This is a genomic window from Enterovirga sp., assembly GCF_028290205.1.
Lineage (GTDB): Bacteria > Pseudomonadota > Alphaproteobacteria > Rhizobiales > Beijerinckiaceae > Enterovirga.
Genome location: NZ_JAQGKF010000183.1, coordinates 15,326 through 39,624, shown reverse-complemented (window position 1 = coordinate 39,624; position 24,299 = coordinate 15,326). Strand labels below are relative to the sequence as shown.

The window sequence follows — 24,299 nt, the reverse complement described above, 5'->3', positions numbered from 1 at the left end:
GGCGCAGCGTTTCCATGTGGACGAAGATGTCGGGCGTGCCGTCGCCCCGCGTCAGGAAGCCGAAGCCGCGCAGCCGGTTGAACCACTTCACGGTGGCCTCTTCGAGCCCGCTCGTCGGCGCCACGGTGACGTGGGTGCGGGGCAAGGGCAGTTCAGAGGGATGAAGCGCGGTCGATTCGTCGAGCGTGACGACCTTCAGGGCCTGCAGCCCGCGCGCCCGCTTCACGGCCTCGACCACAATCCGGGCCCCCTCGTTGGCGCCCTGGAACCCGTCCCGCCGGAGGCAGGTCACATGGAGGAGCACGTCCGGCAGCCCGCCGTCACAGGCGATGAAGCCGAAACCCTTGGAGACGTCGAACCATTTGATGCGGCCCGAAACCCTGAGAAGCTCGGCATCGCCGTCGGCGGCCGTGGAACCCGATTCCAGTCCGGCCACGTCACCGGCTTGGGTGAGGGCCCGCTGTCCACCGTACTCGTTCGACATGGCCACACCGTCCGAATCAAGCCAGCTGATTCGCCCTCAAGATACCACCGCGCCAAAGTGGCGGAAGCCGCAATCGCGGCCGTCCACCGTTGGATCCGGACAGCCACGGCGGCGCTGAGGCCGTCTGTCCGGCGTTGACGGACCGCATTCTTCCGGGAACGAAGACCGCCCCTGTCGGACCTGCCCCGCCTGATGCCTCAGACCGAGACCGCCCTGGCCGAAGACGAGGCCCGGCCGCCGGGCCGCCGCCTCGCGGTCGACCTCGCCCGGGGCGCGGCCGTGGTCGCCATGGTGATCTACCACTTCGCCTGGGACCTGTCGCAGCTCGGCTTTGTGGCCACCGACATCCAGGGCCATCTCGGCTGGAGCCTGTTTGCTCGGCTCGTCGCGGCGAGCTTCCTGATCCTGTCGGGGGTCTCGCTCGTGCTGGCGCATGGGCGCGCCCTCCGGCCGGCCGCCTTTCTGCGCCGCCTGGCGGTGCTGGCGGCGGCGGCGGCCGCCGTGTCGGGCGCGACCTACCTGGTCTTTCCCGACAGCTTCATCTTCTTCGGCATTCTTCACAATCTCGTGCTCTCGAGCCTGATCGCCCTGCCCTTTCTGCGCGCGCCGACCGCCGTGACCGGGCTTGCCGCGGTGGCGCTGCTGGCCACGCCGCTCCTGGTGAGCACCAGCGTCTTCGACAGCCCTGCCCTCGCTCCGCTCGGCCTCGGCCGCACCGTCCCGGTGACCAACGACTACGTCCCGGTCTTCCCCTGGACGGGGTTTGTGCTGGCCGGGATGGCCGGCTGGCGCCTCGCAGGAGCTCGGGCGGGGCGTGCCGGCCCGGCACGGCCAGGGGCCGCGGCGCGGCTCCTCGCCGGCCTCGGCCGCAGAAGCCTCCTCGTCTACCTGCTGCACCAGCCGGTGCTGTTCGGCGCGCTGTTCGGCCTGCGCCAGGTGCTGGGTCCGGACCTCGCGGCCGAGGCGCGGCCCTTCATGCGCCATTGCGTCGCGAGCTGCGAAGCGGCCGGAACGCCCGGCCCGACCTGCCGGGCTGCCTGCACCTGCACGGTGGAGGAGCTGCGGCAGGACGGCCTGTGGCGGAAGGTGCTGGCCGGCCGGCCGACGGCCGAGGAGTTCAGCCAGGCGGAGCTCACCGCCCAGCTCTGCCTCCGCCGGGCCACATCGCCCGGGCAGTGACGGCCAGGACGCCAGGCCTCGGCGGACGGGCCGGCGCCTAGTCGGCGAGCGCGGCCAGAAGGGTGCGGAGGTTCTGGCGCATCATGGCGAGATAGGAGGCGGCGGGGCCGTCCGGGCCCGACAAGGCGTCGGAATAGAGCTTGCCGCCGATCCGGGCCCCGCTCTCCTTGGCGATGCGGTCCATCAGGCGGGCATCGGTCACGTTCTCCAGGAACACGGCGGGGATCTTCTCGGCCCTGATCTGGCGGACGATGGTGGCGATGTCGCGCGCGGAAATCTCGCTCTGGGAGGAGATGCCCCGAGGCGCCACGAAACGCAGGCCATAGGCGGCGCCGTAATAGGAGAAGCTGTCGTGGCTGGTGATCACGCGCCGGTTGGCCGGCGGGATGCGGCCGATGCCGGCCCGGATCTCGCTCTCGAGCCGGTCGAGCTCGGCCAGGTAGCGGGCGGCGTTGGCCTCGAACACGGGGCGCCCGGCGGGGTCGACGCGGGACAGGCCGTCCCGGATGTTGGCGACATAGAGCTTGACGTTGGCCACGTTCTGAAAGGCGTGGGGGTCCGAATGGCCGTGCCCGTGGCCGTGGCCGTGGCCCGCGCTCTGGATCGGCTTCACGCCGCGTGACGCGATCACCGGCGGGACGCCCGATCCGGCCGCCTTGATCAGCCGGTCGATCCAGCCCTCAAAGCCGAGGCCGTTGGCGATCACGAGCCGGGCCTCCGAGAGCCGCGCCGCATCGGCCGGGGACGGCTCGTAGGCATGGGCGTCCTGATCGGGCCCGACCAGCGCGGACACGAGGACGCGCTCGCCCCCCACCTCCCGGGCGACATCGGCCAGAATGGAAAAAGTCGCCACCACCGGCACCCTCGCCGGCGCGTCCTGCGCCGCGAGCCCGCCCGGGGCGAGCAGGAGGGCCGCGAGGGCCAGGGCGGCACGCCGCAGGATCATCATGTGTTTCCCGACAATCCGGGCCGTCCCGGCAGGCCGGTTCTGACCAGACCGCCGACCCGGCCGAACAGCATGGAGGCGCCATAGACCGCGCCGGCCGACAGGATGATGGCCGGCCCGGAGGGGAGCCCGTACAGATAGGAGAGACAGAGCCCGGCCACGCTCGACACCGCCGCCACCAGCACGGCGACCGCGATCAGCCCAGGCAGACTTTCCGCCCAGAACCGCGCCGCGACGGCGGGCAGGATCATCAGCCCGACGGCCAGCAGCGTGCCGAGCGCCTGGAAGGCGGCGACGAGGTTCAGAACGGCGACGGCGAGAAACGACAGATGCGTCACCGCGCTGGCGGGGCCCGACAGGCGCAGGAAATGCGGGTCCACGCATTCGATCACCAACGCCCGGTAGGCGACGGCGAGCCAGACCAGCGTGACGGTCGCGACCCCGCCCAGAAGCAGCAGCGCCTCGTCGTCGAGCGCCAGCACGGTGCCGAACAGGAAGTGCAGCAGGTCCACATTCGAGCCCCGGGTGGAGACGAGGGCCACCCCGGCCGCAATGGAGACCAGGTAAAAGGCCGCCAGGCTCGCATCTTCGCGCAGGATGGTGCGTCGGGCGACGAGGCCGGCCAGCACGGCCACGGTCATTCCGGCCAGCAGGCCGCCTGCCGTCATGGCCGGCACCGACAGGCCTGCCACCAGGAATCCCGCCGCCGCGCCCGGCATGATGGCGTGGCTCATGGCGTCGCTCATCAGGCTCATCCGCCGGAGCACCAGGAACACCCCGATCGGCGGCGCCGAGAGCGACAGGGCCAGGCAGCCGACCAGGGCCCGCCGCATGAAGGCGAACTCGGCGAAGGGGCCGAACAGCGCGGCGATCACGGCGCGGCGGCGGCGAGGCGCAGCGCCGGTCCCTCGCGCAAGGGGGCGCTCGCCCCCGGGCTCCCGGCCTCCGGCCCGGCCGCGCCGCGGCTCCGGCCAAGATTGTCGGGCGTCAGAATGCGGGCCGTCTCGCCCCATGCCACCGGGACCCCGCCCGAGAGAATGAGCGTGCGGGGAAAGGAGGCCCGAACCTGGTCGAGATCGTGCAGCGTAGCCAGCACGGTGCGGCCCTCGCGACCCCATTCCCGCACCAGCGTCATCAGGTCGGCTGCCGTGCGCTCGTCGAGCGCCGCGCAGGGCTCGTCCAGCAGGATCACGGCCGCATCCTGAACCACCGTGCGGGCGAAGAGCATGCGTTGCACCTGGCCGCCGGACAGCCTGCCGATCGGCACCGCCTCGAAGCCCTGGAGCCCGACCTGGGCGATGGCGGCGTCGACGCGCAGGTCCTCCGCCCGGCCGAGCCGGCGCCAGGCGCCGATGCGGCGCCACAGGCCCATGGCCACGAAATCCTGCACGCTGATCGGGAAGCTGGTGTCGATCTCAGCCCGCTGCGGCAGGTAGGCGATGTCGCGGATCGCCGCCGCCCGGTGCCGCTCGATCCGGCCGCCCAGCAGAGCGGCGACGCCAACGATGCCCTTGAGCAGGGTCGATTTGCCGGCCCCGTTCGGGCCGACCACCGCCAGCAGGTCACCGAACCGCACCTCGCCGGTCAGGCCGCGGAGCGAGGCTCTGGCGCCGTAGCCGAGCGTCAGGTCGTGGAAGGACAGGAGCGGCGCGCCGGCCACGCCGGCCGTCGAGGTCACGCGAAGCCGAGCGCGATCGCCGACCAGGCCAGGCAGATGCCGAACGCCGCGCCCACCAGCCGGACGCCGGCGCTCATCCGCAGCAGCGACGGGCGCTGCACGGCCCGGCTCAGCAAGGCCGCCGAGCTCGGCGGGACGGAGGGGGCGGAACGCGGCGTGACCATGAGGGCTCGCGGTGGTATCCTGTGGGACGCGAACTTGTTACGTTGTAACAGCACGTAGCGTCAACCCTCGCTCAGAGACCATGGCCGGCCCCTCGCACGACCATCATCATCATCCGAGCCCGCCCGAGGCGCTGATCCGCCAGGCGGAGGAGGCCTGCCGCGCGCAAGGGGTGCAGTTCACGCCTTTGCGCCGCCGCGTGTTCGAGGAGCTCGCCCGCTCGCGCGAGCCGCTGGGCGCCTATGACCTCGTCGAGCGGCTCGGCCGGGAGCGCCGCATCGCGCCGATCTCGGTGTACCGCGTGCTGGATGTCCTGATCGAGGCGGGGCTCATCCACCGCATCGCCACCCGCAACACCTACCTGCCCTGCCACCACGCGCATGACCCGCATGGCGCGACCGTGTTCCTGGTCTGCACGAGCTGCGGCGTGGTGGATGAAGTGTGCTCGCCCGATCTCACGCGCGGGCTCGACGGCACGGCGGCGGCCGCCGGGTTCCGGCCCGGCGGGCGGGCGGTCGAGGTCGAGGGCGAATGCGCCAGCTGCCGCACCGCGGCGCCAGGCTGACCGGCCGCTACTCGGCGGGCTGAAGCCGCAGGCCGGACGCCCGTGAACGAAGCCGCGCCCAGGCGGGCCGGCGATAGAGGAAGCTGAGGCGCGTGTGGCGCACCAGCCGCTCGATGACCAGCGGAGCCACCACGGCAACCGCCGTGACAATGGCCGCCACCCAGCCCGCATCCTCGATGACGCCGGTCCGGACCAGGATCAGCCGGGTCGCCGCCATGGGCAGGAAGAAAGTCAGGTAGATGCTGATCGACTGCGCGCCGGCATGACGCAGCGGTTCGGCGGGGCGCCGCCCGGCGATCAGCGAGGCGATCACCACGATGGCGACCGCGCCGGCTATCCCGGCCAGCAGGCCCACCACCGGCAGGTCGGTCACCATCATGCCCGGCCGCGCCGCGACAGGCATGATGGTCAGCCAGCCATTCAGCACCGCCCAGGCGGCGACGGCCGCGACGGCCACGACCGCATGGCCGCGTGCCGCCTCAGCCAGTCGGAAGACCTGCGGGGCGAACAGGTATCCGGCCAGGAAGAACACCCAGCGCTCGCAGAATTCGTCCGTCAGGAACGAGCCCGTCTCGATGGGCAGGATCTGCAAAAGCGCGGCGAAACCGAGCAGCGCCGGCGCCGGCACGCGGCGCAACAGCTTGGTCACGACGGAAAACACGGCCAGGATGTAGATGAACCAGAGCGTCGAATACGGCTCGACCAAGCTGAAGGCGAGATGCTCGAGAAAGCCGATCCAAGTCCCTCCCGAAACCTGCGTCACTCTGAACAGCGACTGGATCAGGAGCCACAGCAGATAGAAATACAGGAAGTGGACGACGCGCTTGTCGGCATAGCTGCGCCAGTCCCGGGCGATCACCCGGGACAGGAACAGGCCCGAGACGAGGAAGAAGTCGGGCATCCGGAACGGCTTGGAGAACACCACAGCGGCGTGCATGAAGCCTTCGCGGCCCATTTCGGCCTCGACGCCGAGCGTCGCGTGCATCATCACGACCAGGATAATGCAGATCCCCTTGGCCGTATCCACCCAGGCGATGCGCGGCTCGTTTCCGGCCGGCCCGCTCTGGGTCTGACCCGGCCCCACATGGGCGCCGGCCCGGCCGGAGGCAGTGGGCGCGGATCTGCCGATGTTGACGATCTCCATGACCCAGCAGGGTGCCGGTCAAAGGTTCAGAGACCGTTATGTCCGTTCAGGCGTTTTCGCGCTGTCGGGTTATTGGGCCAGGACCAGCGCCCAGTAGCTCCGGTAGCCGTGGCCGGGGCTGTCGGCCCGGGCCAGCCCGATCCGGCGGGCGTCCTTCATCAGGAGATTGCGGTCATGGGCCGCCGAGCGTTTCCATCGGCCGATGGCGCCTTCCACGTCGCCCGAGCCGGCCGTCAGGTTCTCGGCCGCCGCACCCGCGATGCTGTAGGCGTCCATGCGGCTCGCGAAGGCGCCGTGCGACAGCTTGCCGGCCTCCGCCACGGCCCGGGCCTGGTGCTCGGCCGCCGCGTTGAGTCGGCTGTCGGCCGAGACCGGGCCGAGCCCGCGCGACGCGCGGTATTCCGAGATGAGCCGCGCGGCGGCGGCCGCGTCCCGCGTGCTCGTGGTGACCTGATCGCTGGGCACGATCTTGGCGACGTCGTCCCCGGCGCAGTGCGTCAGCAGGGGCATGGCCGCGAGGCACAGGAGGAGGAGGGCGCGGTGGCGCATGGACGGCTTTCGGGCAGAGCGGCGGGCGGCTCGGCCGCTTGCGCCCCGATCCGGGCAGCTTTGCGGCGCAGCAGGGGTTCCGGGGGGCGCTGCGGCGCCCGGCAGCCGCCCCAGGGGTGCGGGGCCACGGAACGGGCGACCTGCGCGCCGAGCCCGGCGCCGTGATCAGCCCCGCAATCGCGTCGCTCGCCGATTCGGCGCTGCTGCTGCCGGCCTCCGCGCTGCTGGCCGGGCTGCTTCTGTGGTTGCGCAAGGGGCCCCTGCTGCTCGCCTGGCTCCTCGCTCTCGCGCTCGCCGGGGGCGCCACGCTCCTGTTCAAGCTCGCCTTCCACGCCTGCGGGCCCAGCCTCGTCCCGGCCGCGAACGTGGTCAGCCCGAGCGGCCATGCCAGCTTCGCGGCGATCTTCTACGGAGCGCTCGCCCTGATGCTGGGCGCCGGCCGGCCGCCCTGGATCCGGGCGGGCCTGCTCGCAATCGCCTCCCTCCTGGTGGTCGCGGTGGCGATCAGCCGGGTGAGGACGGGCGCACACTCCCCCGCCGAGGTCGCCATCGGCGCGGTCGTCGGAGTTGCCGCCTGGGGCGTGTTCTGGCTGCTGCACCGGCGCCTCGGCCGGCCCGGCATCCCGGCCGCTCCGGTCGCGGCCGGCTTCGGGCTCGCCGTGCTGCTGCTCGGCGGCAGCCACTTTTCGCTCGAACATTCGATCGGCGCGACCGCGCGCCAAATGGCCACCCGGCTCGACGTCTGCGCCCCGCCGGCCCGCGCGGCGCTGGCCGCCCGTGCGTGGCGGTAAGGCGCGCTTGCAGCCCGGCCGCGCTTGGCCTCAGGTGGCGACTCGGCCCGAAGAAAGATTGGAGGTGTCCATGCGGCGCGAGAGACGGACCCGGATCATCGCCACGCTCGGACCCGCCTCGTCAGATCCGGACACCATCGCCCGCCTGTTTCTCGCCGGGGCGGACGTGTTTCGCATCAACATGAGCCACACGCCGCACGACCGGATGCGCGACTTCGTGCACACGATCCGGGAGATCGAGGCGCGGCATAACCGCCCGATCGGCATCTTGGCCGACCTGCAGGGGCCGAAGCTCCGGCTCGGGGCCTTCCGGGACGGCAAGGTCGAGCTCGCGACCGGCGCGCAGTTTGTGCTCGATCAGGATCCCGCCCCCGGCGATGCAAACCGCGTCCAGCTTCCCCATCCGGAGATCCTGGCGGCGCTCGCGGCAGGCGACACCCTGCTGATCGACGATGGCAAGGTCCGGCTGGTCGCAACCGAGTGCTCGCCCACCCGGGCCGTCACCGAGGTGGTGATCGGCGGCAGCGTCTCCGACCGCAAGGGCGTGTCGGTGCCAGACACGACCATCCCGGTCTCCGCCATGACCGGCAAGGACCGCTCGGACCTCGAGGCCGCGCTGTCAGCCGGCGTGGACTGGGTCGCGGTGTCCTTCGTGCAACGGCCGGAGGACGTGGCCGAGGTCAAGAAGGTCGCGGCCGGCCGGGCCGCCGTGATGGCCAAGATCGAGAAGCCGCAGGGCGTCCAGCGTCTCGACGAGATCATGGAATTCGCCGACGCGATCATGGTGGCGCGGGGCGATCTCGGGGTCGAACTGCCGCTTGAGCGCGTGCCCGGCATCCAGAAGCGCATCACCCGGCTGTGCCGGCGCCACGGCAAGCCGGTGGTGATCGCGACCCAGATGCTGGAATCGATGATCTCGAGTCCCATCCCGACCCGGGCCGAGGTGTCGGACGTCGCCACGGCGATCTTCGAGGGCGCGGACGCCATCATGCTGTCGGCCGAGAGCGCGGCCGGCAAGTACCCGCTGGAGGCCGTCGGCACCATGAGCCGCATCGCCTGCGAGGTGGAGGTCGATCCGACCTACCGGGGCGTCATCGCCAACCAGCGCCCGCCGAGCGAGGGCACGGGCGCGGACGCGATCGCGACCGCCGCGCGCGCCATCGCCGAGGATCTCGACATGGCGGCCGTGGTCTGCTGGACGTCCACCGGGGCCACGGCCCTCAGGGTCTCGCGCGAGCGGCCGAAGCCGCCCATCGTGGCGCTCTCGCCCAACATGTCGACGGCCCGGCGCCTCTCGCTCGCCTGGGGTGTGCACGCCATTCGGACAGACGACGCGCACAGTCTCGACGATCTCGTCGAGCGGTCCTGCACCACAGCCGTCAGCGAGACCTTCGCCAAGCCGGGCGACCGCATCATCGTGGTCGCCGGCGTGCCGCTGGGCACGCCAGGGGCCACCAACATGCTGCGGATCGCCCGCACGCCCCGCCGGTAACTACGAAGCCATCCGGAACGCACGTCCCCGCCTTCCGTTGTCGCCGCGCACGAGCAGCGGAGGCGGATGGCGATGAGGAGCGAGGCGGGGAGCAGGCCTGGCGGGGCGCGGACCGGGCTCAGGCTGCTGCTCAGCTACGCTGCCGCGATCGCCCTGACGGCGCCCGCCCGCAACGCCGCACAGGGTCGGGCAAGAGCGGGAGCGGACGCCGCGTCGCCCAGCGCGCGCGACACGAGCAAGAGCGCCTCGCCCCGGGCGGCTGCGGCCCAGCCCGGCCGCGGCCGCCACGCCGCGTCGCCGACCGAGATTCCCGGCCGCGGCTGGTGGGACATCCTCCGCCGGGTCTTCGACGAGATCGGCAACGACCGCATTCTGGCCGTCGCGGCCGGCGTCACCTTCTACGGTCTCCTGGCCGTGTTCCCGGCCGTCGCGGCGCTCGTGTCGCTGTACGGGCTGGTCGCCGATCCGGCGACCCTGAACGAGCATATCGCCGCGCTGGGCGGGCTGCTGCCGGGCGGCGCGATCGAGATCGTGAGCGAGCAAGTGAAGCGCATCACCGAGAAGGGCGACACCGCGCTCGGCTTCGCCTTCTTCGGCGGGCTCGCGATCTCCCTTTGGAGCGCCAATGCCGGCATGAAGGCGGTGTTCGACGCGCTGAACGTCGCCTACGACGAGACGGAGAAACGCAACTTCTTCGTTTTGAACCTCTGGTCGCTCACCTTCACGGCCGCCACCGTCCTGATGATTGTGCTGGCCCTGGGGGCGGTCGTCGTGATCCCGGTGGTGTTGAAGTACATCTGGCTCGGGCCCGTGGTCGAGTGGCTGATCTGGATCGGGCGCTGGCCGGCCCTGCTGTGTGTCGCGCTGCTCGCGCTTGCGGCCCTGTACCGATACGGGCCGAGCCGGGCGCGGGCGAAGTGGCGCTGGCTGAGCCCGGGAGCGCTGCTGGCGGCTTTCGGCGGCATCGCCACTTCCATGCTGTTCTCCTGGTACGTCGCCAATTTCGGCAGCTACAACGAGACCTACGGCTCGCTGGGCGCCGTGGTCGGCCTGATGACCTGGATGTGGCTGACCTCGACCGTCATTCTCGTCGGCGCGGAGCTGAACGCGGAAGTCGAGCACCAGGTCGCGCACGACACGACGGAGGGCGGCAGCAAGCCGCTCGGGGCCCGCGGCGCCACGATGGCCGACAGTGTCGGGGCCGCCAGGTAACTGCCCGGACGCGACGGAACCTGGGTTCGGGCCACAAGTTACACCCGCTCAACAGTACAAACCGAGGAACGTGATGGCCGAGCCAGAGAGAGGCGCCCCCGGCGGCAACCTGCAGGCAAAGATCGGGGAGGCCGGAACCCAGATGCGGAATCAGGCTACGGCAGCTGTCGACCGGATCGAGTCCAAGACCAAGGATCCCGACCTGGACGACATCGCCCAGGAGGTGAAGGGCGTGGCCGGCGACCTGAAAACGGCGGCCGTGGAGCAGGGCCGGCACCTCTACGAGGCCGCCCGCGAACAGGCCACCAGCTTCGCCGACCAGCGCAAGAACGACGCCGCGCAATCCGTCGCCGACCTCGCCTCCTCCCTGCGGGAGACCGGCCGGTCGTTCGGCGAGCGGCCCAACATCCAGGCCTTCGTGGGCAGCGCGGCCGATGGCCTCGATCAGCTCGCCGGTGGCCTGCGCGACCGCAGCTTCGCCGACATCTACGGCGACGTCGAACGCTACGCCCGGCGCTCGCCCGCGACGGTCGGAGCCGTGGCGGTGGTGGCCGGGTTCCTGCTGGCGCGCTTCATCAAGAGCTCGGCTGACGGCCTGTCCGAAAGCCACGCCGCGTCCCAGCGCGGCGGCGGGGCTGCGGCGGCCGCGGCCGCGAAACGGCGCGCATCCTCGCAGCCGGCCAGCGTCTAGGAGCCCGCAATGCCAGATAGCGCCGGTCGCGCCACCCTGCAGGAACTCGTCGGCGACGCGCTGCGCGACGGCGCCGATCTGGCCCGCAAGGAGTTCGGATTGTTCAAGGCCGAGATGGCCACGAACGCAGCCGGACTCGCCAAGGGCGCCATCATGTTCCTGGCCGCAGCCGTGTTCGGGGTCGCGTCCCTGATCTGGCTGACCCAGGCCCTGGTCTACGGGATCGACATCTTCGTCCAGTCGCCCTGGATCTCGGCGCTGATCGTCGGCGGGTTGCTGGCCGTGATCGCCGGCGTCCTGGCGATGATCGGAAAGAACATGCTGGCGGCGTCGAGCCTGACGCCGACCCGGACCGTGCAGTCGCTGAAGCGCGACGGCGAGGTGCTGTCGGAGAGGACCATCGGATGACCAGCCTCACCGAACTGGAGGCCGAGGCCGAGGCCACCCGCCACCGCCTGCACGCGACCATCGACCGGATCCAGGAGAAGCTCACGGTCGCCGGGATGGTGGACGAGGTGATGGGGCAGGCGGGTGTCCCCCGCATGGAGAACGGGCACGACTTCGTGCTCGGGCTTCTGCGCCGCCACCCCGTCCCGGTCATGATCGCGGCGGCCGGCATCGGCTTCCTGATCTACCGCATGAACAAGACCAGCGAGCGGCGAGCCGCCGCCCGCATCACGACGGACGTGGTGGACGTGCCGGTTCTCAACGACGGGCATGCCCGCACCTACGACCCCGATCTTCCGTCCCGGCACCAGGCCGTGGACGTGACCGGAACGAAACGCATCGATGCATAGCCGGCCCAAGAGGCAGGCACGGAGGGATGGCATGAGCGAAGTCGACAAACACTACGGCAGCGAACCGGCGGGCGCCGCACGGCCGGGCAGCGGGCGCTCGCCCCAGGACCGCACGGGCGGTTCCGGATCGAGCACCGGCGGAGCCGGCAACGTGTCGAGCGGCGTTCGGGACTCGGTCGGCGACGCGGTCGAGAATGCGGGCGACTGGTCCCGCAAGCGCTACAAGGAGGCGAGCTCCTGGGCGTCGGACAGCCTCGGCAGCGCGTCCCGCAACGCCAGCCAGGCCGGGCGCCGATCGGCCGCCGGATTCAGCCGCGGCCGCCGCACGGTCGAGAATTTTGTCGAGGAGAACCCGATCATGGTCGGCGTGGTCGGCCTGGCGGCCGGCCTCATCATCGGCGCCCTCCTGCCCGGCACCCGGCGCGAGAACGAGTATCTCGGCCGCTACGCCGACGAGGTGCGCGACCAGGGCCTTCGCTACGCCCAGGAAGTGGCCGAGCAGGGCCGCCATCTCGTGGCCGAGAACATCCAGCGCCTCGGCGAGGGGCGTGACCGCGACACCGGCGACGAGACCGCCGCGATGCGCTGACCCGCGCAGGTCGCAAACAGAACGAGGGGCCGGTCCAGGGGACCGGCCCTTTCTCGTTTCGGGGCGATCCGCTTGGTCAAAAGCGAGCGATCCCGGCAACCATAACCTAAGCTTAACCGCGACCGCAGAAGCTCGGATCCCGGGTACCGAGGCGCAGGAACGGCAAAATCCGAACCTTCGTTGTGACGGGACCCCGCCTCGCGACGCGCCTTCGCAGGCTCGCCGCCAGGAGCGAAGGAGCGTGTCATGCGTATCTTGATCCTCGAAGACGACCCGCTGATCGGCCTCGATCTCCTGGGCATCGTGCAGGGCTGCGGTCACGACGTCATCGGGGTCTGCCCGACGCTCGATTCCATGCGCCAGCATCTCGGTGCCGAACCGGATTTCGCCTTCCTGGACGTCGACCTGCCGGACGGCAAGAGCTTCGACATCGCGACGCGGCTCGAGGAGCGCGGGGTGCCGTTCGCCTTTGTGTCGGCCTCCCGCCGCGGCGACGTGCCGGAGCACCTGCGGCACGCCCATTTCATCGCCAAGCCCTATGCCGACGTGGCGATCCGCAACGCGCTGAACAGCGACGGCCGCGTGGCGTGCTGACCGGGGCCGGCAGCGGGCGGGCCGGGCGGGCGCTTGGGCCACATTTTCTCGCCTGACCCGGATCCCCCTCGCCCGGAAATGCTCTAAGGAGCGGCCCATGGCGCCGCACCCGAGCCCCCGCATCCTGCCCTGCGGCGACGCCGCGCTCATCATCGAGTTCGGCGAGGAGATCGACCCCGACCTGAACGCGCGCGTGCTCGAGCTCGACCGCGCCGTGGCCGGGCTGGAGGGGGTGGTCGAGACCATCCCGACCTATCGCTCCCTCCTGGTCAGCTACGATCCGGAGCGGGTCAGCTACGGGGCGCTCGCCGCCGAGCTGCTCCGGCTCGCCGCGGGCCTGACCGGGCGGGCGGAAGCGGGCCGCACCTGGCGCATCCCGGTCTGCTACGGCGGCGAGAACGGCATCGACCTCGAGGCCACGGCGGCGCTGCACGGCCTCTCGCCCGACGAATTGGTGCGCCGCCATTCGGCCCCGACCTACCGGGTCTACATGCTGGGGTTCCTGCCGGGCTTCGCCTATCTGGGCGGGCTCGATCAGAGCATCGCGACTCCGCGGCGCGTCTCGCCGCGGCTGCACACGCCGGCCGGCACCATCTCCATCGGGGGCATCCAGGCGCTGGTCGCCTCCCTGGCCGCCCCCTCGGGCTGGCATCTCCTGGGCCGCACGCCGGTCCGCAACTTCATGCCGGGCCGGGACCCGACCGTGATCCTGCAGCCGGGCGACGGAGTTCGCTTCTACCGGATCGACGAGGGCGATTTCGCCCGGCTCGAGCGCGAGGCCGCCGCCGGCGCGGTGATCGCGGAGACCACGCCATGAGCGCGCTGCTGGTTGAAAGCTGCGGGCCCATGACCAGCCTGCAGGATATGGGGCGGGTCGGATCCGGTCGGCACGGCATCTCGCGCTCCGGCGCGATGGACCGGCTCGCGCTGGCCGAGGCTAACGCGCTGGTCGGCAACGCCCCCGGCGAAGGCGCCATCGAACTCATGCTGGCCGGCGGCGCCTTTCAGGCGGTGGACGGGCCGGTCCGCATCGCGCTCACGGGCGCCCGCATGAAGCTGTCCGTCGACGGCGCTCCGGTCGCGCCCTCGACCTCCGTGCTGGTGCCGGCCGGAGCGCGCGTCACGGTGGGCCCGGCCGCGGCCGGCATCTTCGGCTACTTGGCGGTGTCCGGCGGCATCGCGATCGAGCCGCAGCTCGGCAGCGTGTCCCTGCAGCCCCGGGCGGGTATCGGCGGGATCGAGGGCCGTGCGCTCCGGCCCGGGGACCGCCTGCCGGTGAGGCCCGGCGCGCCGGAGGCGGCGGGCGAGCGCACGCTGCCGCCCGTGCCACTCGATCTCGAGGCGCCCATCCGGGTGGTGCTCGGACCGCAGGACAACCTGTTCCCGGCCGAATCCGTCGCGGCCTTCCTGTCGAACACCTACACGGTGTCCGACGAAGCCGACCGCATGGGCTATCGCCTCTCCGGGCCGACCATCAGCCACCTGCGCGGCTACAACATCGTGTCCGACGGGCTCGTGCAGGGCTCGGTGCAGGTCCCGGGTTCGGGCATGCCCATCGTGATGATGGCGGACCATCAGACCACGGGCGGCTACCCCAAGATCGCCACCGTGATCACGGCGGATCTGCGCGTCCTGGCGCAGCGGCGCAGCGGCGACACGGTCCGCTTCCAGGCTGTCGACGTCGAGGCTGCGCAGGCCCTGGCGCGGGTTCGCGCGACCGAGATCCGGTCCGCGGCCGAGCGGGCCGTGCAGGTGCGGGGCGGCCTACCGGGGAGCGAGGAATTGCTGGCGCTCAACCTTGCGGGCGATGCCACCGACGCCCTCGCCGGCGAGGCCTGAGCGGTCCCGTCAAGGGGCGAGACCGGCGGCGCGCCCGTCCCATCGGGCCAGGCGCGCCAAGAGGTAATCGACCTCGGCCCGGGAGGCGGGCGACAGCGCGACGGCCGGCCTGCGCTGCGTCTCCGTCCCGATGATGCCGCGCCGCCGCAGCACGTATTTACGCACCGCGAGCCCGATCCCGGGCTGCTGCTCGTAGCGGATCAGCGGCAGGTGGGCGTCGAACAGATCCTGCGCGGCCTCGCGCCGGCCCTCCGCCGAGAGGCGGACCAGATCCACCAGCATGTCCGGGAAGCCATAGCCGGTCATGGCCCCGTCGGCGCCGCGCTCGAGCTCGAGATCCAGGAACAGCCCGCCATTGCCGGTCAGGATGGAGAATGGCCGCAGCCCGCCCTCCCCCTGGAACGCCCTGAGGGCCGTGATCTTGTCGAGCCCCGGCCAGTCCTCGTGTTTGAGCATGACGCAGGCCGGGTTCGCTTCGACGATCCGGCGGATCACGGCCGGGGTCATGACGACGCCGAGCGCCAGCGGGTAGTCCTGGAGCACGAACGGGATGTCGCGCCCGATCGCTTCGGAGGCCTGGCTGAAATACCCGACGATCTGGTCGTCGGTCCGGAGGCTCGGCGGGGGAGCGATCATCACCCCGGCCGCGCCCGCCTCCATGGAGGTCCTGGCGAGGCTCCGCATGGCCGCGAAGCCCGGGGCCGAGACTCCGACCACCACCGGCAGCCGGCCGGCCCGGCGTACCACCTGCCGGGCGACGGCGAGCGCCTCTTCGGCATCGAGCTTGGGCGCCTCGCCCATCATGCCGAGCACCGTGACGCCGGCCACACCGGCGGCCGCGAAGGCGTCCACCATGCGGTCGATCGAGCCCTGGTCGATCCGGCCGTCCTCGTGAAAGGGGGTCGGGGCAATCACGAAGACCCCGGTGGCCGTGTGGTCAAGCATGCGGCGCTCCCGCTGGAAGGTGGGCGGTTCGTTGAGCCCGCGCCGGCTGGCGACGTCCCCCACCAGGCGCTGGCTTAGAGGGCGGCGGCCTGCCGCTTCTCGCGCGCCGGCTCCTCCGCCTGGCGGATGGCTTTCCAGCTGTTCGCATGGCTCACCATGCGGCGGATCGCCTGCATGTTGCTGGTCGCCTCGGCAGGCGTGAGGTCGCGTTTCAGCACCGTCTCGGCCTCGGCGAACCGGCCCTGCAGGCCGAGCACGAGGGCGAGGTTCTGGCGCACGCGCCCGTCCGCGCGCGGGTGCCGGGATGCTTCGCTCAGGGTCCGCTCCGCTTCGTCGAGCCGCTTGGCCAGCGCGAAGGACAGACCCTGGTTGGTCAGAATGGAGGGCTCGCCGGGGGCGATGCGCAGCGCAGCCACGTAGAAGCGCTGAGCGGTGGCGAAGTCGCCCTGCTGGTCGGCCACCGCGCCCTGGACGTTGAGGATGCGCCAGTCCGGGCGCTCGGGCCGGTGGGCGCGGGCCAGCACGGCCGAGGCTTCGCGGAAGCGGCCCACATCGGCGAGGGCCTTGCCGTAATCGGCCAGCACGGCCGGATCGCTGCCTGACCGGAGCGCGGCCTGCTGCAGCACGGCCACGGCCTGGGTGCTCTGGCCGAGCCCGCGCAGCGCCCGGGCATAGGCCAGGGCCACCGCCGGGTCCCCAGGGGACGCGTCGTAGCGGCGCGCCAGATTGTCGGCCTCACGGCGCAGATCCCCGGACGAGGTGCCGGATGCGAGGCTGCCGATCGAGCCCGTGGTCTCGGCTGCCTGCCGCGACATGCAGCCGCCGAGCGAGAGGGCGGCCAGGAGAAGAGCCAGACACGGAGCCGGCCTCAGCCGGACGGGTTGCAGCCACCGGGACGACATGACACCACCCTCACGAACTCCGTCCTGGAAGTAGTCCGTTAACCCTAAGAGGGGGTTAAGGAGAGTCATGAGCCCGCAACCCCACCCTGGCTGGGCACCCGCGGACGCCGCGGGTGTGCCCATCCACCTCGTCACCGCCGAGACCTGGCCCGCCACGGCGGCGCAGCTTCCGCCCACGGCCCGCACCTTCGCGCAGGCGTCCGGGTTCGACGCGAAGCCGGGCAGCTCGCTGGTGTTGCCCTCGCCGGAGGGGGCCATCGCGGCCGTGCTGTTCGGATTGGACGTGGGCCGCGGCCAGGATCCGTTCGCCCCGGGCGGCCTCGCCACGACCCTCCCGGCCGGCGCCTACCGGCTTGTCGGCGACCTGCCCGATCCGGCCGGGGCGGCCCTCGGCTGGCTGCTGGCCGGCTACCGCTTCGAACGCTACCGGCTGCGGCCGCCGCGACGTGCGCTGCTGGTGCCGCCGGCCGGGGTCGACCCGGACGATCTCGGCCGCATCGCGGCCGCGGTTGCAATGGGGCGCGACCTCGTCAACACGCCCGCCAACGACCTCGGGCCTGACGACCTGGAAGAGGCCGCCCGTCGCCTCGCCGAACGTCACGGGGCCGACATCGCCGTGACGGCCGGGGACCATCTGCTCGGTGCCGGCCTGCCGATGATCCACGCCGTGGGCCGGGCGGCTGCCGCGGCGCCGCGTCTGATCGACCTCGGTTGGGGCGATCCCGGCGCCCCCGCCGTCACACTGGTCGGCAAGGGGGTCTGTTTCGACACGGGCGGGCTCGACATCAAGCCGTCGGCCGCCATGCTGCTGATGAAGAAGGACATGGGCGGCGCCGCCGCGGCGCTCGCGCTGGCCGACATGGTGATGGGGGCGGCGCTGCCGGTGCGCCTGCGCGTCCTCATCCCGGCCGTCGAGAACGCGATCTCGGCCTCCTCCTTCCGGCCCGGCGACGTTCTGCGCAGCCGCAAGGGGCTGTCCGTCGAGATCGGCAACACGGATGCCGAAGGCCGCCTGATTGTCGCCGACGCGCTGGCGCTCGCCGACGAGGACGCGCCCGAGCTCCTGATCGATTTCGCAACCCTGACGGGGGCGGCCCGGGTGGCGCTCGGCCCCGACCTGCCGCCTGCCTACACGCATGACGACGCGCTCGCGGCCGACCTCGACCGCCTCGGCGTGGCGCTGCACGACCCCGTGTGGCGCATGCCGCTCTGGCCGGCCTACCGGAAGATGGTCGAGTCAAAGATCGCCGACCTGACCAACGCGCCCGCGGGCGGGTTCGCGGGCTCCATCACGGCCGCGCTGTTTCTCGACCGCTTCGTCGAACGGGCGAAGGCGCACCTTCATCTCGACGTCTATGCCTGGACGCCCGTGGCCCGGCCGGGCCGGCCGGAGGGCGGCGAAGTGCAGGGCGCGCGGCTGCTCTACGGTCTCCTCAAGGAGCGCTACCCCGCCGCCTGAGGAAAGGCCGGACCGGGCGGCCGCGGAATGCTAACCTGCCCATCTCTGTCGGGTGTTGCGAGACCATCGGAATGACCGCCCACGATCGGCGCCTCACGCCCGCCCGGCCGGATCTCGCGGCCGAAGCCCTCCGGGGCCAGATCGAGGCCCCGCGCTACAGCCCGGGGCTGCCCCGGCGCGTGGTCGCGCCCTCCGCGCCGCTGCGTCGCCGGCCCGCGCCGGATGCCCCGCTCGACACGGAGGCGTTGATGGGTGAGGCCGTGACGGTGTTCGACGAGGGGGCCGGCTACAGCTGGGTGCAACTCGCCGCCGACGGCTATGTGGGCTACCTGCCGAGCTCGGTGCTCGGCGAGGCCGGCCCGGCGCCGACGCATCGCGTGCGGGCGCTCAGGACCTTCATCTATCCCGGGCCGAACCTGAAGCTGCCGCCAACGGGCTTTCTCAGCCTTGGCGCCGGCGTCACGGCGGCCGGGGAGCTCGAAAACGGCTATCTCCCGCTCGCGACCGGCGGCTACGTGGCCGCACGTCACCTGCGGCCGGACGAGGCGCCCGAGCCGGACTTCGTGGCCGTGGCGGAGCGCCTGCTCGGTGCGCCTTATCTGTGGGGCGGCAAGACCAGCCTCGGTCTGGATTGCTCCGGTCTCGTCCAGCTCGCGCTCGCACAGGCCGGAATCGCGGCGCCCCGCGACAGCGACCAGCAGGAGCATTCGCTCGGCGACCAGATCTCCGCCCAGGACCTCGCCGGCTTGCGCCGCGGCGACCTGATCTTCTGGCGCGGGCATGTCGGCCTGATGCTGGACGGGACGCGACTGCTGCACGCCAACGGCCACCACATGGCCGTGGCCGTGGAGACGCTGAGCGAGGCTGAACTCCGTATTCGGCAGAACAGCTACGGGCCGATCACCACCCTTCGCAGGTTGCCGGCTCTCGGGGCCTGAGCCGGGGAAGCCCCGCGCGCCGCCCGATGCCGCCGCCGGTTGTCTTCCACCCCCATTTCGAGGCCGATCTGCCGGTCGGCCACCGCTTCCCGATGGGCAAATACGGCCGCCTCGCGGCGCGGCTCGCCGAACTCGGCCTCGTCCCGGACGGTTTTCGGGAGCCTGAACCCGCAGAGCCCGACACGCTGCGGCTCGCGCATGACGCCGTCTATGTGGAGGCCGTTCTGGCCTGCGCCGTTCCGCGCGAGATCGAGCGCCGCATCGGCCTGCCGGTCAACCCGGCCACCGCCCGGCGCGCCTGCCACGCGGTCGGCGGCACGATCCTGGCGGCCCGCCTGGCGCTCGCAGGAGGGCTGGCGGGCTCGACCGCCGGCGGCTCGCATCACGGGCAGCGCGCCACCGGCGCCGGATTCTGCGTGTTCAACGACGTGGCGGTCGCGGCGCTCGCCTTGCGGCAAAGGGGCGAGATCCGGCGCGCGCTGGTGGTGGATCTCGACGTTCATCAGGGGGACGGCACGGCCGATTGCCTGGCCGGCGAGCCCGACCTCTTCACCTTCTCGCTGCATGCCGAGAAGAACTATCCGGTCCGCAAGATCCCGGGCGATCTCGACGTGGCACTGCCGGACGGCGTCGAGGATGGTGAGTATCTGGACGCCGTGGCCCGGCACCTGCCGGGGCTTCTGGACGGCTTCAGGCCGGATCTCGTCTTCTACAATGCCGGCGTCGATCCGCATCGCGACGATCAGCTCGGCCGCCTCGCTCTCAGCGACGACGGTCTGCGGCGACGGGATGCCTATGTGATCGGGGAGGCGCGCCGCCGGGGGATCGCGCTCGTCTCGGTGGTCGGGGGCGGTTACGGGCCCGATCCGGAGGCCATCGCCCGCCGCCATGCCTTCGTGTTCGAAGCCATGGCGGGGGCGGCCTGAAGTGTGATCCGGCGGGCCCTCGAGCCTACCGGATCGTCACGTGTCAGCCGTTGGCGTGTCAGCCCTCGGGCGTCAGCCCTTGGCGCGACGGCCCTTGGCCGGAGCGGCCGGCGGGGCCTCCTCGGGCTCGCGGCGGCGCTGCCGGCCGAGACCCATGGACTTCGCGAGTTCGGACCGCTGCTTGGCGTAGTTCGGCGCAACCATCGGGTAGTCGGCCGGCAGACCCCACTTCTCGCGGTACCGCTCGGGCGTCAGCCCGCGGCCGCTGAGATGCCGCTTCAACGACTTGTAGCGGCGACCGTCCTCGAGGCTGATCAGAAAGTCCGGGGAAACCGACTTCTTGATCGGCACGGCCGGCACGGGCCGCTCGGCTTCCGCCGGCGCCTTCTGCTGGCTCAGGGCCGCGAGCGAGCCGTGGACGGAGGCGATCAGATCGGGCAGGTCGCCTTTTTGAATGGAATTGTGCATTACAAACGCAGACACCACATCGGCCGTCAGCTCGACAAAATTCGTCTGCGCGGCGGTCTCTTGGTTATCCATAATCCTGTGTACTTCTTTCGGCAGAGTGAGAGGTCGGGCCCATGCCCGCACCGGTGAGCTATGTCAAGTCTTTGAAGCAGAACCCGTCCTGCGCTGCGACAGGTTGCCAGCATTGCCGGGGGGCGTCCGGGTCCCAACATATTAAGGTGACGTTACTATGATGCAGCAATTGTGCTGGAAGTGCTGGCAGCTAGAATGACTGCCGAATAGGCGGGTAGACGCCACCCCGACAAAGTTTCCACCTCGGGAGTTCCGTGCCCACCATAGGCTGGGCGCTCGCTCGACCAGAGCAGAGACCAGGAGCGCCCCTGGGGCGGGGCGACGAGCGGATCGGGAATGCTGCGGCGAGCAAAGTCGCGGCCCAGATTTACCATGAGCAGGCGGTCGTCGCCGCCCTCGCCAAAGAACCTGAGGACAAAACTGTCGCGGCCGATCACGGCGCCGTCCAGGCCGCCGCGGTTTTGCCGGGAAAACACCGGGTCGGACCGCCGCAGCGCCACGAGGTCGCGGTGCAGCGCGACTGCCGCGACATTGCGCTCGCATTCCGCCCAATCCAGCTTCGAGCGCTGGAATGTGCTCTCCTCGCCCGGATCGACCAGTCGCGCCTGCACTTCGGCATCCGTGTCGATTGTGGGAAACTGGGTCAGGAACTCTCGCCGTCCCTCTCGGACCAACCCGGCGAGTTCGGGCTCGTGATCACAGAAATAGAAGAAGGGAGACGAGGACCAGAATTCCTGGCCCTGGAAGAGCATCGGCGTGCCGGGCGCGAGCAGGAGATAGGCCGTGATGGCCCGAGCCGCCCCAGGATGGCCAAGGAGGTTGAAGCGCAGGCCGCAATCCGAATTCGCGACCTGGTCGTGATTCTGGACGAAGGTGACCATGGCGGCTGGCGGAAGGTCCAGTCCGGCTGTCCCGCGCCGCTGGCCCTGATGGGCGTAGACCTGCCCCTGAAACAGGTAGCCGTATTTCGCCGCCGCCACGAATTCCTGCGGCTCGCCCGCATGGTCCGCGTAATAAGCCTCGTTGCGGCCCGACACGGCCACCATGGCCGAGTGGTGCAGGTCGTCGTTCCACAGCGCGTCGAGGCCATAGCCGCCGTCTGCGGGCGGCCGGACCAGGGCGGTGTGTTGCGGCTCGTTCTCGCCGATCACCACGATCGCGCGCCCCATCGCGGCCGCGCGCGCCGCCTCCACGATCTCCTGGATGACGTGCGGCCGGCTCTCGTCGAAAATGCTCTGGGTCGCATCCAGGCGCAGGCCGTCGAAGTGGAATTCCTCGATCCAGTAGGCGGCGTTCTCGATGAAGAAGCGGCGGACCTCGGCCGAGCCCTCGCCATCGAAATTGATGGCGGCGCCCCATTCGGTTTCGTAGCGGTCCGTGAAATAGGACGGCGCGAAACAGGACAGGAAATTCCCGTCCGGGCCGAGGTGGTTGTAGACGACGTCGAGGATCACGCCGATGCCGAGCCGGTGCGCCTGGTCCACAAAACGGCGGAGATCGTCGGGCTCTCCGTACAGGCGGGACGGCGCGAAGAGATTGACGCCGTCATAGCCCCAGCCGAACCGCCCCGGGAAGTCGGCGACCGGCATCATCTCGACGAGGTCGATGCCAAGCGAGGCGAGATGGGGCAACTTTTCCGCCGCCGCCGCCCAGGTGCCTTCGGCCGTGAAGGTGCCGACATGCATCTCGTACAGGACACGGCCCTCGATGCCGCGACCGCGCCACTCCGTGTCCTGCCAGGCATAGGCGCCTGGGTCCTCGACTCGCGAGGCGTGGTGCGGACCGTCCGGCTGGAAGCGGGAAGCCGGGTCCGCATAGAGGCGCTCGTCCGTGTCGAGCCTGAACCGGTACAGGTCGCCGGCCACGATCCCGGCGACCGTGCCCGAGAAATAGCCGGACGCTTCCACCTTGAGCGCATGCTCCGGGCCGTGCCCGGTCACGACCCAAACCTCCTGCCGACCCGGCGCCCAGACCCGAAACGAGGTGCCGGCGGGGCCGGGTTCGGCCCCGACCGGGCGGCGACGTCCCGTCGTCTGAGTTCTCAACAATCTCAACTCCCGTGCCACGAACGGTCAGGAACGGACACCGTTAGGCCCGGTTCCAGCGATGCCCCGGAACCCAACCCGCCTCCGGGACTTCGCAGAGGCGAGTGGGGCTGAGAGCGATACAACATGCTGGAAAACACGTGGTGGAAGAGCGGCATCGTCTACCAGGTGTATCCGCGCTCCTTTCAGGATTCGAACGGGGACGGCGTCGGCGACCTGCCCGGCATCACGAGCCGCCTCGACTATGTGGCCGGGCTCGGGGTGAACGCCGTCTGGATCTCGCCCATCTTCCCCTCGCCCATGGCCGATTTCGGCTATGACGTTGCGGATTATTGCGGGGTCGACCCGCTGTTCGGCTCGCTGGCCGACATGGATGCGCTCGTTGCCCGGGCGCATGAGCTCGGCCTTCGGGTCATCCTGGATTTCGTGCCGAACCACAGCTCCGACCAGCATCCCTGGTTCGCCGAGAGCCGCTCGTCGCGGCACAATCCGAAGCGGGACTGGTACATCTGGCGCGACGCGAAGCCGGACGGCTCGCCGCCCAACAATTGGGTCTCGAATTTCGGCGGCAGCGCCTGGCAATGGGACGAGGCGACCGGCCAGTATTATTACCATGCCTTCCTGCGTGAACAGCCCGACCTGAACTGGCGCAACCCGGACCTGCGGGAGGCCATGCATGACGTGCTGAGATTTTGGATGGACCGCGGCATCGACGGTTTCCGGGTCGACGTGATCTGGCACCTCATCAAGGATGCCGAGTTCCGGGACAATCCGCCGAACCCGGGCTACAACGAGGGCCGGCCGGAGATCGACAGCCTCCTTCAGGTCCACTCGACCGACCAGCCGGAGGTGCACGACGTCATCGCCGGAATGCGGCGAGTCGTCGATGACTATCCCGACCGAGTCCTGATCGGCGAGATCTACCTGCCGGTCGAGCGCCTCGTCACCTATTACGGCAAGGACCTGTCCGGCGCCCATCTGCCGTTCAATTTCCAGCTCATCCAGACGGCCTGGAATGCCCACGCGATCGCCAAGCTCGTGAACGAGTACGAGGACGCGCTCCCGGCCGGCGGCTGGCCCAACTGGGTGCTCGGCAATCACGACCAGCCCCGGATCGCGGCCCGGATCGGCGCCGCTCAGGCCCGCGTCGCCGCCATGCTGCTCCTGACCCTGCGCGGCACTCCGACCATGTATTACGGCGACGAGATCGGGCTCGCCCGCGTCGAAGTCCCTCCGGACCGGGTGCAGGATCCCTGGGAGAAGAACGAGCCGGGCCTCGGCTTCAACCGCGATCCGGAGCGGACGCCCATGCAGTGGGACGATGGGGCCCATGCGGGATTCAGTTCGCACGACCCGTGGCTGCCGCTCGCCGAGGACTACCGGCAGTGCAACGTCGCCGCCCTGTCCCGTGAACAGGGCTCCATCCTCAATCTCTACCGCCGACTCATCGCGCTTCGGGGTGCAAGCCACGCCCTGTCGGTCGGCAGCTACGTGCCGATCCCCTCCGCCGAGCCGCTGCTGGCGTTCAGGCGGGTCCATGGTGAGGAGGATGTGATGGTCTTTCTCAACCTGGACGCGGAACCCCACACGGCCGAGCTTCGTTGTCGTCCGGCAGGGGGACGGATCCTGCTGTCGACCTACCTTGACCGGGCAGGCGAGGAGGTTGGCGTAAAGGTTGCCTTGAGGCCAAACGAGGGGCTGATCGTGTCAGCAACTCGAGGTTAGGCCAGCCAGGCTGCACGTCGCGGGTCAAGGACGGCAGCCCGGTAAGGAGCTGACACGAGGGGGCCAATCCTTGAAGCTTGCTGCAGCAGTGCGATATGCGGGGTGCG

27 protein-coding genes are annotated in these 24,299 nt (G+C 70.8%); 16 read left to right on the top strand and 11 right to left on the bottom strand.

The genetic code is table 11. The features are described 5' to 3' along the window. Nucleotides 1–484, bottom strand: a 484-nt coding sequence (locus JWR86_RS13290) for a cold shock protein (RefSeq protein ID WP_299566356.1), incomplete at its 3' end; no start/stop codon positions are given. Between the two features lie 192 nt (nucleotides 485–676). On the opposite strand from JWR86_RS13290, the gene JWR86_RS13285 reads away from it, so the two are divergent. Next, the gene (locus tag JWR86_RS13285; protein ID WP_299566354.1) at nucleotides 677–1,663 is read left to right on the top strand and encodes a heparan-alpha-glucosaminide N-acetyltransferase; all 987 of its coding nucleotides are present in this window, start codon (nucleotides 677–679) and stop codon (nucleotides 1,661–1,663) included. A gap of 37 nt (nucleotides 1,664–1,700) precedes the next feature. On the opposite strand, the gene JWR86_RS13280 is transcribed toward JWR86_RS13285, so the two are convergent. From JWR86_RS13280 to JWR86_RS13265, 4 genes are read right to left on the bottom strand one after another with little or no spacing between them, the layout of a single operon-like run. Next, nucleotides 1,701–2,609, bottom strand: a complete 909-nt coding sequence (locus JWR86_RS13280) for a metal ABC transporter substrate-binding protein (RefSeq protein ID WP_299566352.1) — start codon at nucleotides 2,607–2,609, stop codon at nucleotides 1,701–1,703. Further along, nucleotides 2,609–3,442, bottom strand: coding sequence for a metal ABC transporter permease (locus JWR86_RS13275; protein ID WP_299566365.1), 834 nt, complete (start codon nucleotides 3,440–3,442; stop codon nucleotides 2,609–2,611). The genes JWR86_RS13280 and JWR86_RS13275 overlap by 1 nt, the downstream gene beginning before the upstream one ends. A gap of 38 nt (nucleotides 3,443–3,480) precedes the next feature. Continuing rightward, entirely contained in the window at nucleotides 3,481–4,287 is an 807-nt protein-coding gene (locus tag JWR86_RS13270) for an ABC transporter ATP-binding protein (RefSeq protein ID WP_299566350.1), read from the bottom strand. After that, nucleotides 4,284–4,451, bottom strand: coding sequence for a hypothetical protein (locus JWR86_RS13265; protein ID WP_299566348.1), 168 nt, complete (start codon nucleotides 4,449–4,451; stop codon nucleotides 4,284–4,286). The genes JWR86_RS13270 and JWR86_RS13265 overlap by 4 nt, the downstream gene beginning before the upstream one ends. An 80-nt stretch (nucleotides 4,452–4,531) precedes the next feature. Here JWR86_RS13265 and JWR86_RS13260 point away from each other — a divergent pair, with 80 nt between their 5' ends. Continuing rightward, a complete protein-coding gene (locus tag JWR86_RS13260; protein WP_299566345.1) occupies nucleotides 4,532–5,014 on the top strand; it encodes a Fur family transcriptional regulator in 483 nt (160 codons plus the stop codon). Nucleotides 5,015–5,021: 7 nt separating this feature from the next. On the opposite strand, the gene JWR86_RS13255 is transcribed toward JWR86_RS13260, so the two are convergent. Together JWR86_RS13255 and JWR86_RS13250 are read right to left on the bottom strand one after the other, a co-directional pair. Next, nucleotides 5,022–6,158, bottom strand: a complete 1,137-nt coding sequence (locus JWR86_RS13255; protein ID WP_299566342.1) for an acyltransferase family protein — start codon at nucleotides 6,156–6,158, stop codon at nucleotides 5,022–5,024. 69 nt (nucleotides 6,159–6,227) lie between these two features. Beyond that, nucleotides 6,228–6,707: a CAP domain-containing protein gene (locus tag JWR86_RS13250; protein ID WP_299566339.1), complete on the bottom strand. Its 480-nt coding sequence runs from the start codon at nucleotides 6,705–6,707 to the stop codon at nucleotides 6,228–6,230. 38 nt (nucleotides 6,708–6,745) lie between these two features. Here JWR86_RS13250 and JWR86_RS13245 point away from each other — a divergent pair, with 38 nt between their 5' ends. The 10 genes from JWR86_RS13245 (at nucleotide 6,746) to JWR86_RS13200 (ending at nucleotide 14,712) form a co-directional block, all read left to right on the top strand. Next, nucleotides 6,746–7,498, top strand: a complete 753-nt coding sequence (locus tag JWR86_RS13245) for a phosphatase PAP2 family protein (protein ID WP_299566336.1) — start codon at nucleotides 6,746–6,748, stop codon at nucleotides 7,496–7,498. A 70-nt stretch (nucleotides 7,499–7,568) separates the two neighbouring features. Beyond that, nucleotides 7,569–8,990, top strand: a complete 1,422-nt coding sequence (gene pyk, locus JWR86_RS13240; protein ID WP_299566333.1) for a pyruvate kinase — start codon at nucleotides 7,569–7,571, stop codon at nucleotides 8,988–8,990. Between the two features lie 72 nt (nucleotides 8,991–9,062). After that, entirely contained in the window at nucleotides 9,063–10,202 is a 1,140-nt protein-coding gene (locus tag JWR86_RS13235; protein WP_299566330.1) for a YihY/virulence factor BrkB family protein, read from the top strand. A gap of 142 nt (nucleotides 10,203–10,344) precedes the next feature. Next, nucleotides 10,345–10,893, top strand: a complete 549-nt coding sequence (locus JWR86_RS13230) for a hypothetical protein (RefSeq protein WP_299566327.1) — start codon at nucleotides 10,345–10,347, stop codon at nucleotides 10,891–10,893. Nucleotides 10,894–10,902: 9 nt separating this feature from the next. Continuing rightward, entirely contained in the window at nucleotides 10,903–11,301 is a 399-nt protein-coding gene (locus tag JWR86_RS13225) for a phage holin family protein (RefSeq protein WP_299566324.1), read from the top strand. Then, nucleotides 11,298–11,690, top strand: coding sequence for a DUF3618 domain-containing protein (locus JWR86_RS13220; RefSeq protein ID WP_299566321.1), 393 nt, complete (start codon nucleotides 11,298–11,300; stop codon nucleotides 11,688–11,690). Before JWR86_RS13225 ends, JWR86_RS13220 begins: the two co-directional genes overlap by 4 nt. A 31-nt stretch (nucleotides 11,691–11,721) precedes the next feature. Then, the gene (locus tag JWR86_RS13215; RefSeq protein ID WP_299566318.1) at nucleotides 11,722–12,279 is read left to right on the top strand and encodes a hypothetical protein; all 558 of its coding nucleotides are present in this window, start codon (nucleotides 11,722–11,724) and stop codon (nucleotides 12,277–12,279) included. Nucleotides 12,280–12,525: 246 nt separating this feature from the next. Then, the gene (locus tag JWR86_RS13210) at nucleotides 12,526–12,873 is read left to right on the top strand and encodes a response regulator (protein WP_299566315.1); all 348 of its coding nucleotides are present in this window, start codon (nucleotides 12,526–12,528) and stop codon (nucleotides 12,871–12,873) included. A gap of 97 nt (nucleotides 12,874–12,970) precedes the next feature. Continuing rightward, complete coding sequence (gene pxpB, locus JWR86_RS13205) at nucleotides 12,971–13,690, top strand: 5-oxoprolinase subunit PxpB (RefSeq protein ID WP_299566312.1); 720 nt, start codon at nucleotides 12,971–12,973, stop codon at nucleotides 13,688–13,690. Then, entirely contained in the window at nucleotides 13,687–14,712 is a 1,026-nt protein-coding gene (locus JWR86_RS13200; RefSeq protein WP_299566309.1) for a biotin-dependent carboxyltransferase family protein, read from the top strand. Before pxpB ends, JWR86_RS13200 begins: the two co-directional genes overlap by 4 nt. Nucleotides 14,713–14,721: 9 nt before the next feature. On the opposite strand, the gene JWR86_RS13195 is transcribed toward JWR86_RS13200, so the two are convergent. Both JWR86_RS13195 and JWR86_RS13190 read right to left on the bottom strand, forming a co-directional pair. Further along, nucleotides 14,722–15,657, bottom strand: a complete 936-nt coding sequence (locus JWR86_RS13195; protein WP_299566306.1) for a dihydrodipicolinate synthase family protein — start codon at nucleotides 15,655–15,657, stop codon at nucleotides 14,722–14,724. A 74-nt stretch (nucleotides 15,658–15,731) separates the two neighbouring features. After that, nucleotides 15,732–16,472: a tetratricopeptide repeat protein gene (locus JWR86_RS13190; RefSeq protein WP_299566303.1), complete on the bottom strand. Its 741-nt coding sequence runs from the start codon at nucleotides 16,470–16,472 to the stop codon at nucleotides 15,732–15,734. Nucleotides 16,473–16,626: 154 nt separating this feature from the next. On the opposite strand from JWR86_RS13190, the gene JWR86_RS13185 reads away from it, so the two are divergent. The 3 genes from JWR86_RS13185 (at nucleotide 16,627) to JWR86_RS13175 (ending at nucleotide 19,882) form a co-directional block, all read left to right on the top strand. Continuing rightward, nucleotides 16,627–18,018, top strand: coding sequence for a M17 family metallopeptidase (locus JWR86_RS13185; RefSeq protein ID WP_299566300.1), 1,392 nt, complete (start codon nucleotides 16,627–16,629; stop codon nucleotides 18,016–18,018). 71 nt (nucleotides 18,019–18,089) lie between these two features. Continuing rightward, nucleotides 18,090–18,956, top strand: coding sequence for a C40 family peptidase (locus JWR86_RS13180; RefSeq protein WP_299566297.1), 867 nt, complete (start codon nucleotides 18,090–18,092; stop codon nucleotides 18,954–18,956). Nucleotides 18,957–18,982: 26 nt separating this feature from the next. Beyond that, on the top strand, nucleotides 18,983–19,882 hold the full coding sequence (locus JWR86_RS13175; RefSeq protein ID WP_299566294.1) for a histone deacetylase: 900 nt from the start codon (nucleotides 18,983–18,985) through the stop codon (nucleotides 19,880–19,882). Between the two features lie 72 nt (nucleotides 19,883–19,954). Here the strand turns inward: JWR86_RS13175 and JWR86_RS13170 are convergent, their stop codons facing one another. Both JWR86_RS13170 and treZ read right to left on the bottom strand, forming a co-directional pair. Beyond that, a complete protein-coding gene (locus JWR86_RS13170; RefSeq protein ID WP_299566291.1) occupies nucleotides 19,955–20,422 on the bottom strand; it encodes a MucR family transcriptional regulator in 468 nt (155 codons plus the stop codon). A gap of 155 nt (nucleotides 20,423–20,577) precedes the next feature. Continuing rightward, a complete protein-coding gene (gene treZ, locus JWR86_RS13165) occupies nucleotides 20,578–22,488 on the bottom strand; it encodes a malto-oligosyltrehalose trehalohydrolase (protein ID WP_299566289.1) in 1,911 nt (636 codons plus the stop codon). A gap of 105 nt (nucleotides 22,489–22,593) precedes the next feature. On the opposite strand from treZ, the gene JWR86_RS13160 reads away from it, so the two are divergent. Beyond that, nucleotides 22,594–24,192: an alpha-amylase family glycosyl hydrolase gene (locus JWR86_RS13160; protein ID WP_299566287.1), complete on the top strand. Its 1,599-nt coding sequence runs from the start codon at nucleotides 22,594–22,596 to the stop codon at nucleotides 24,190–24,192. Nucleotides 24,193–24,299 lie beyond the last annotated feature (107 nt).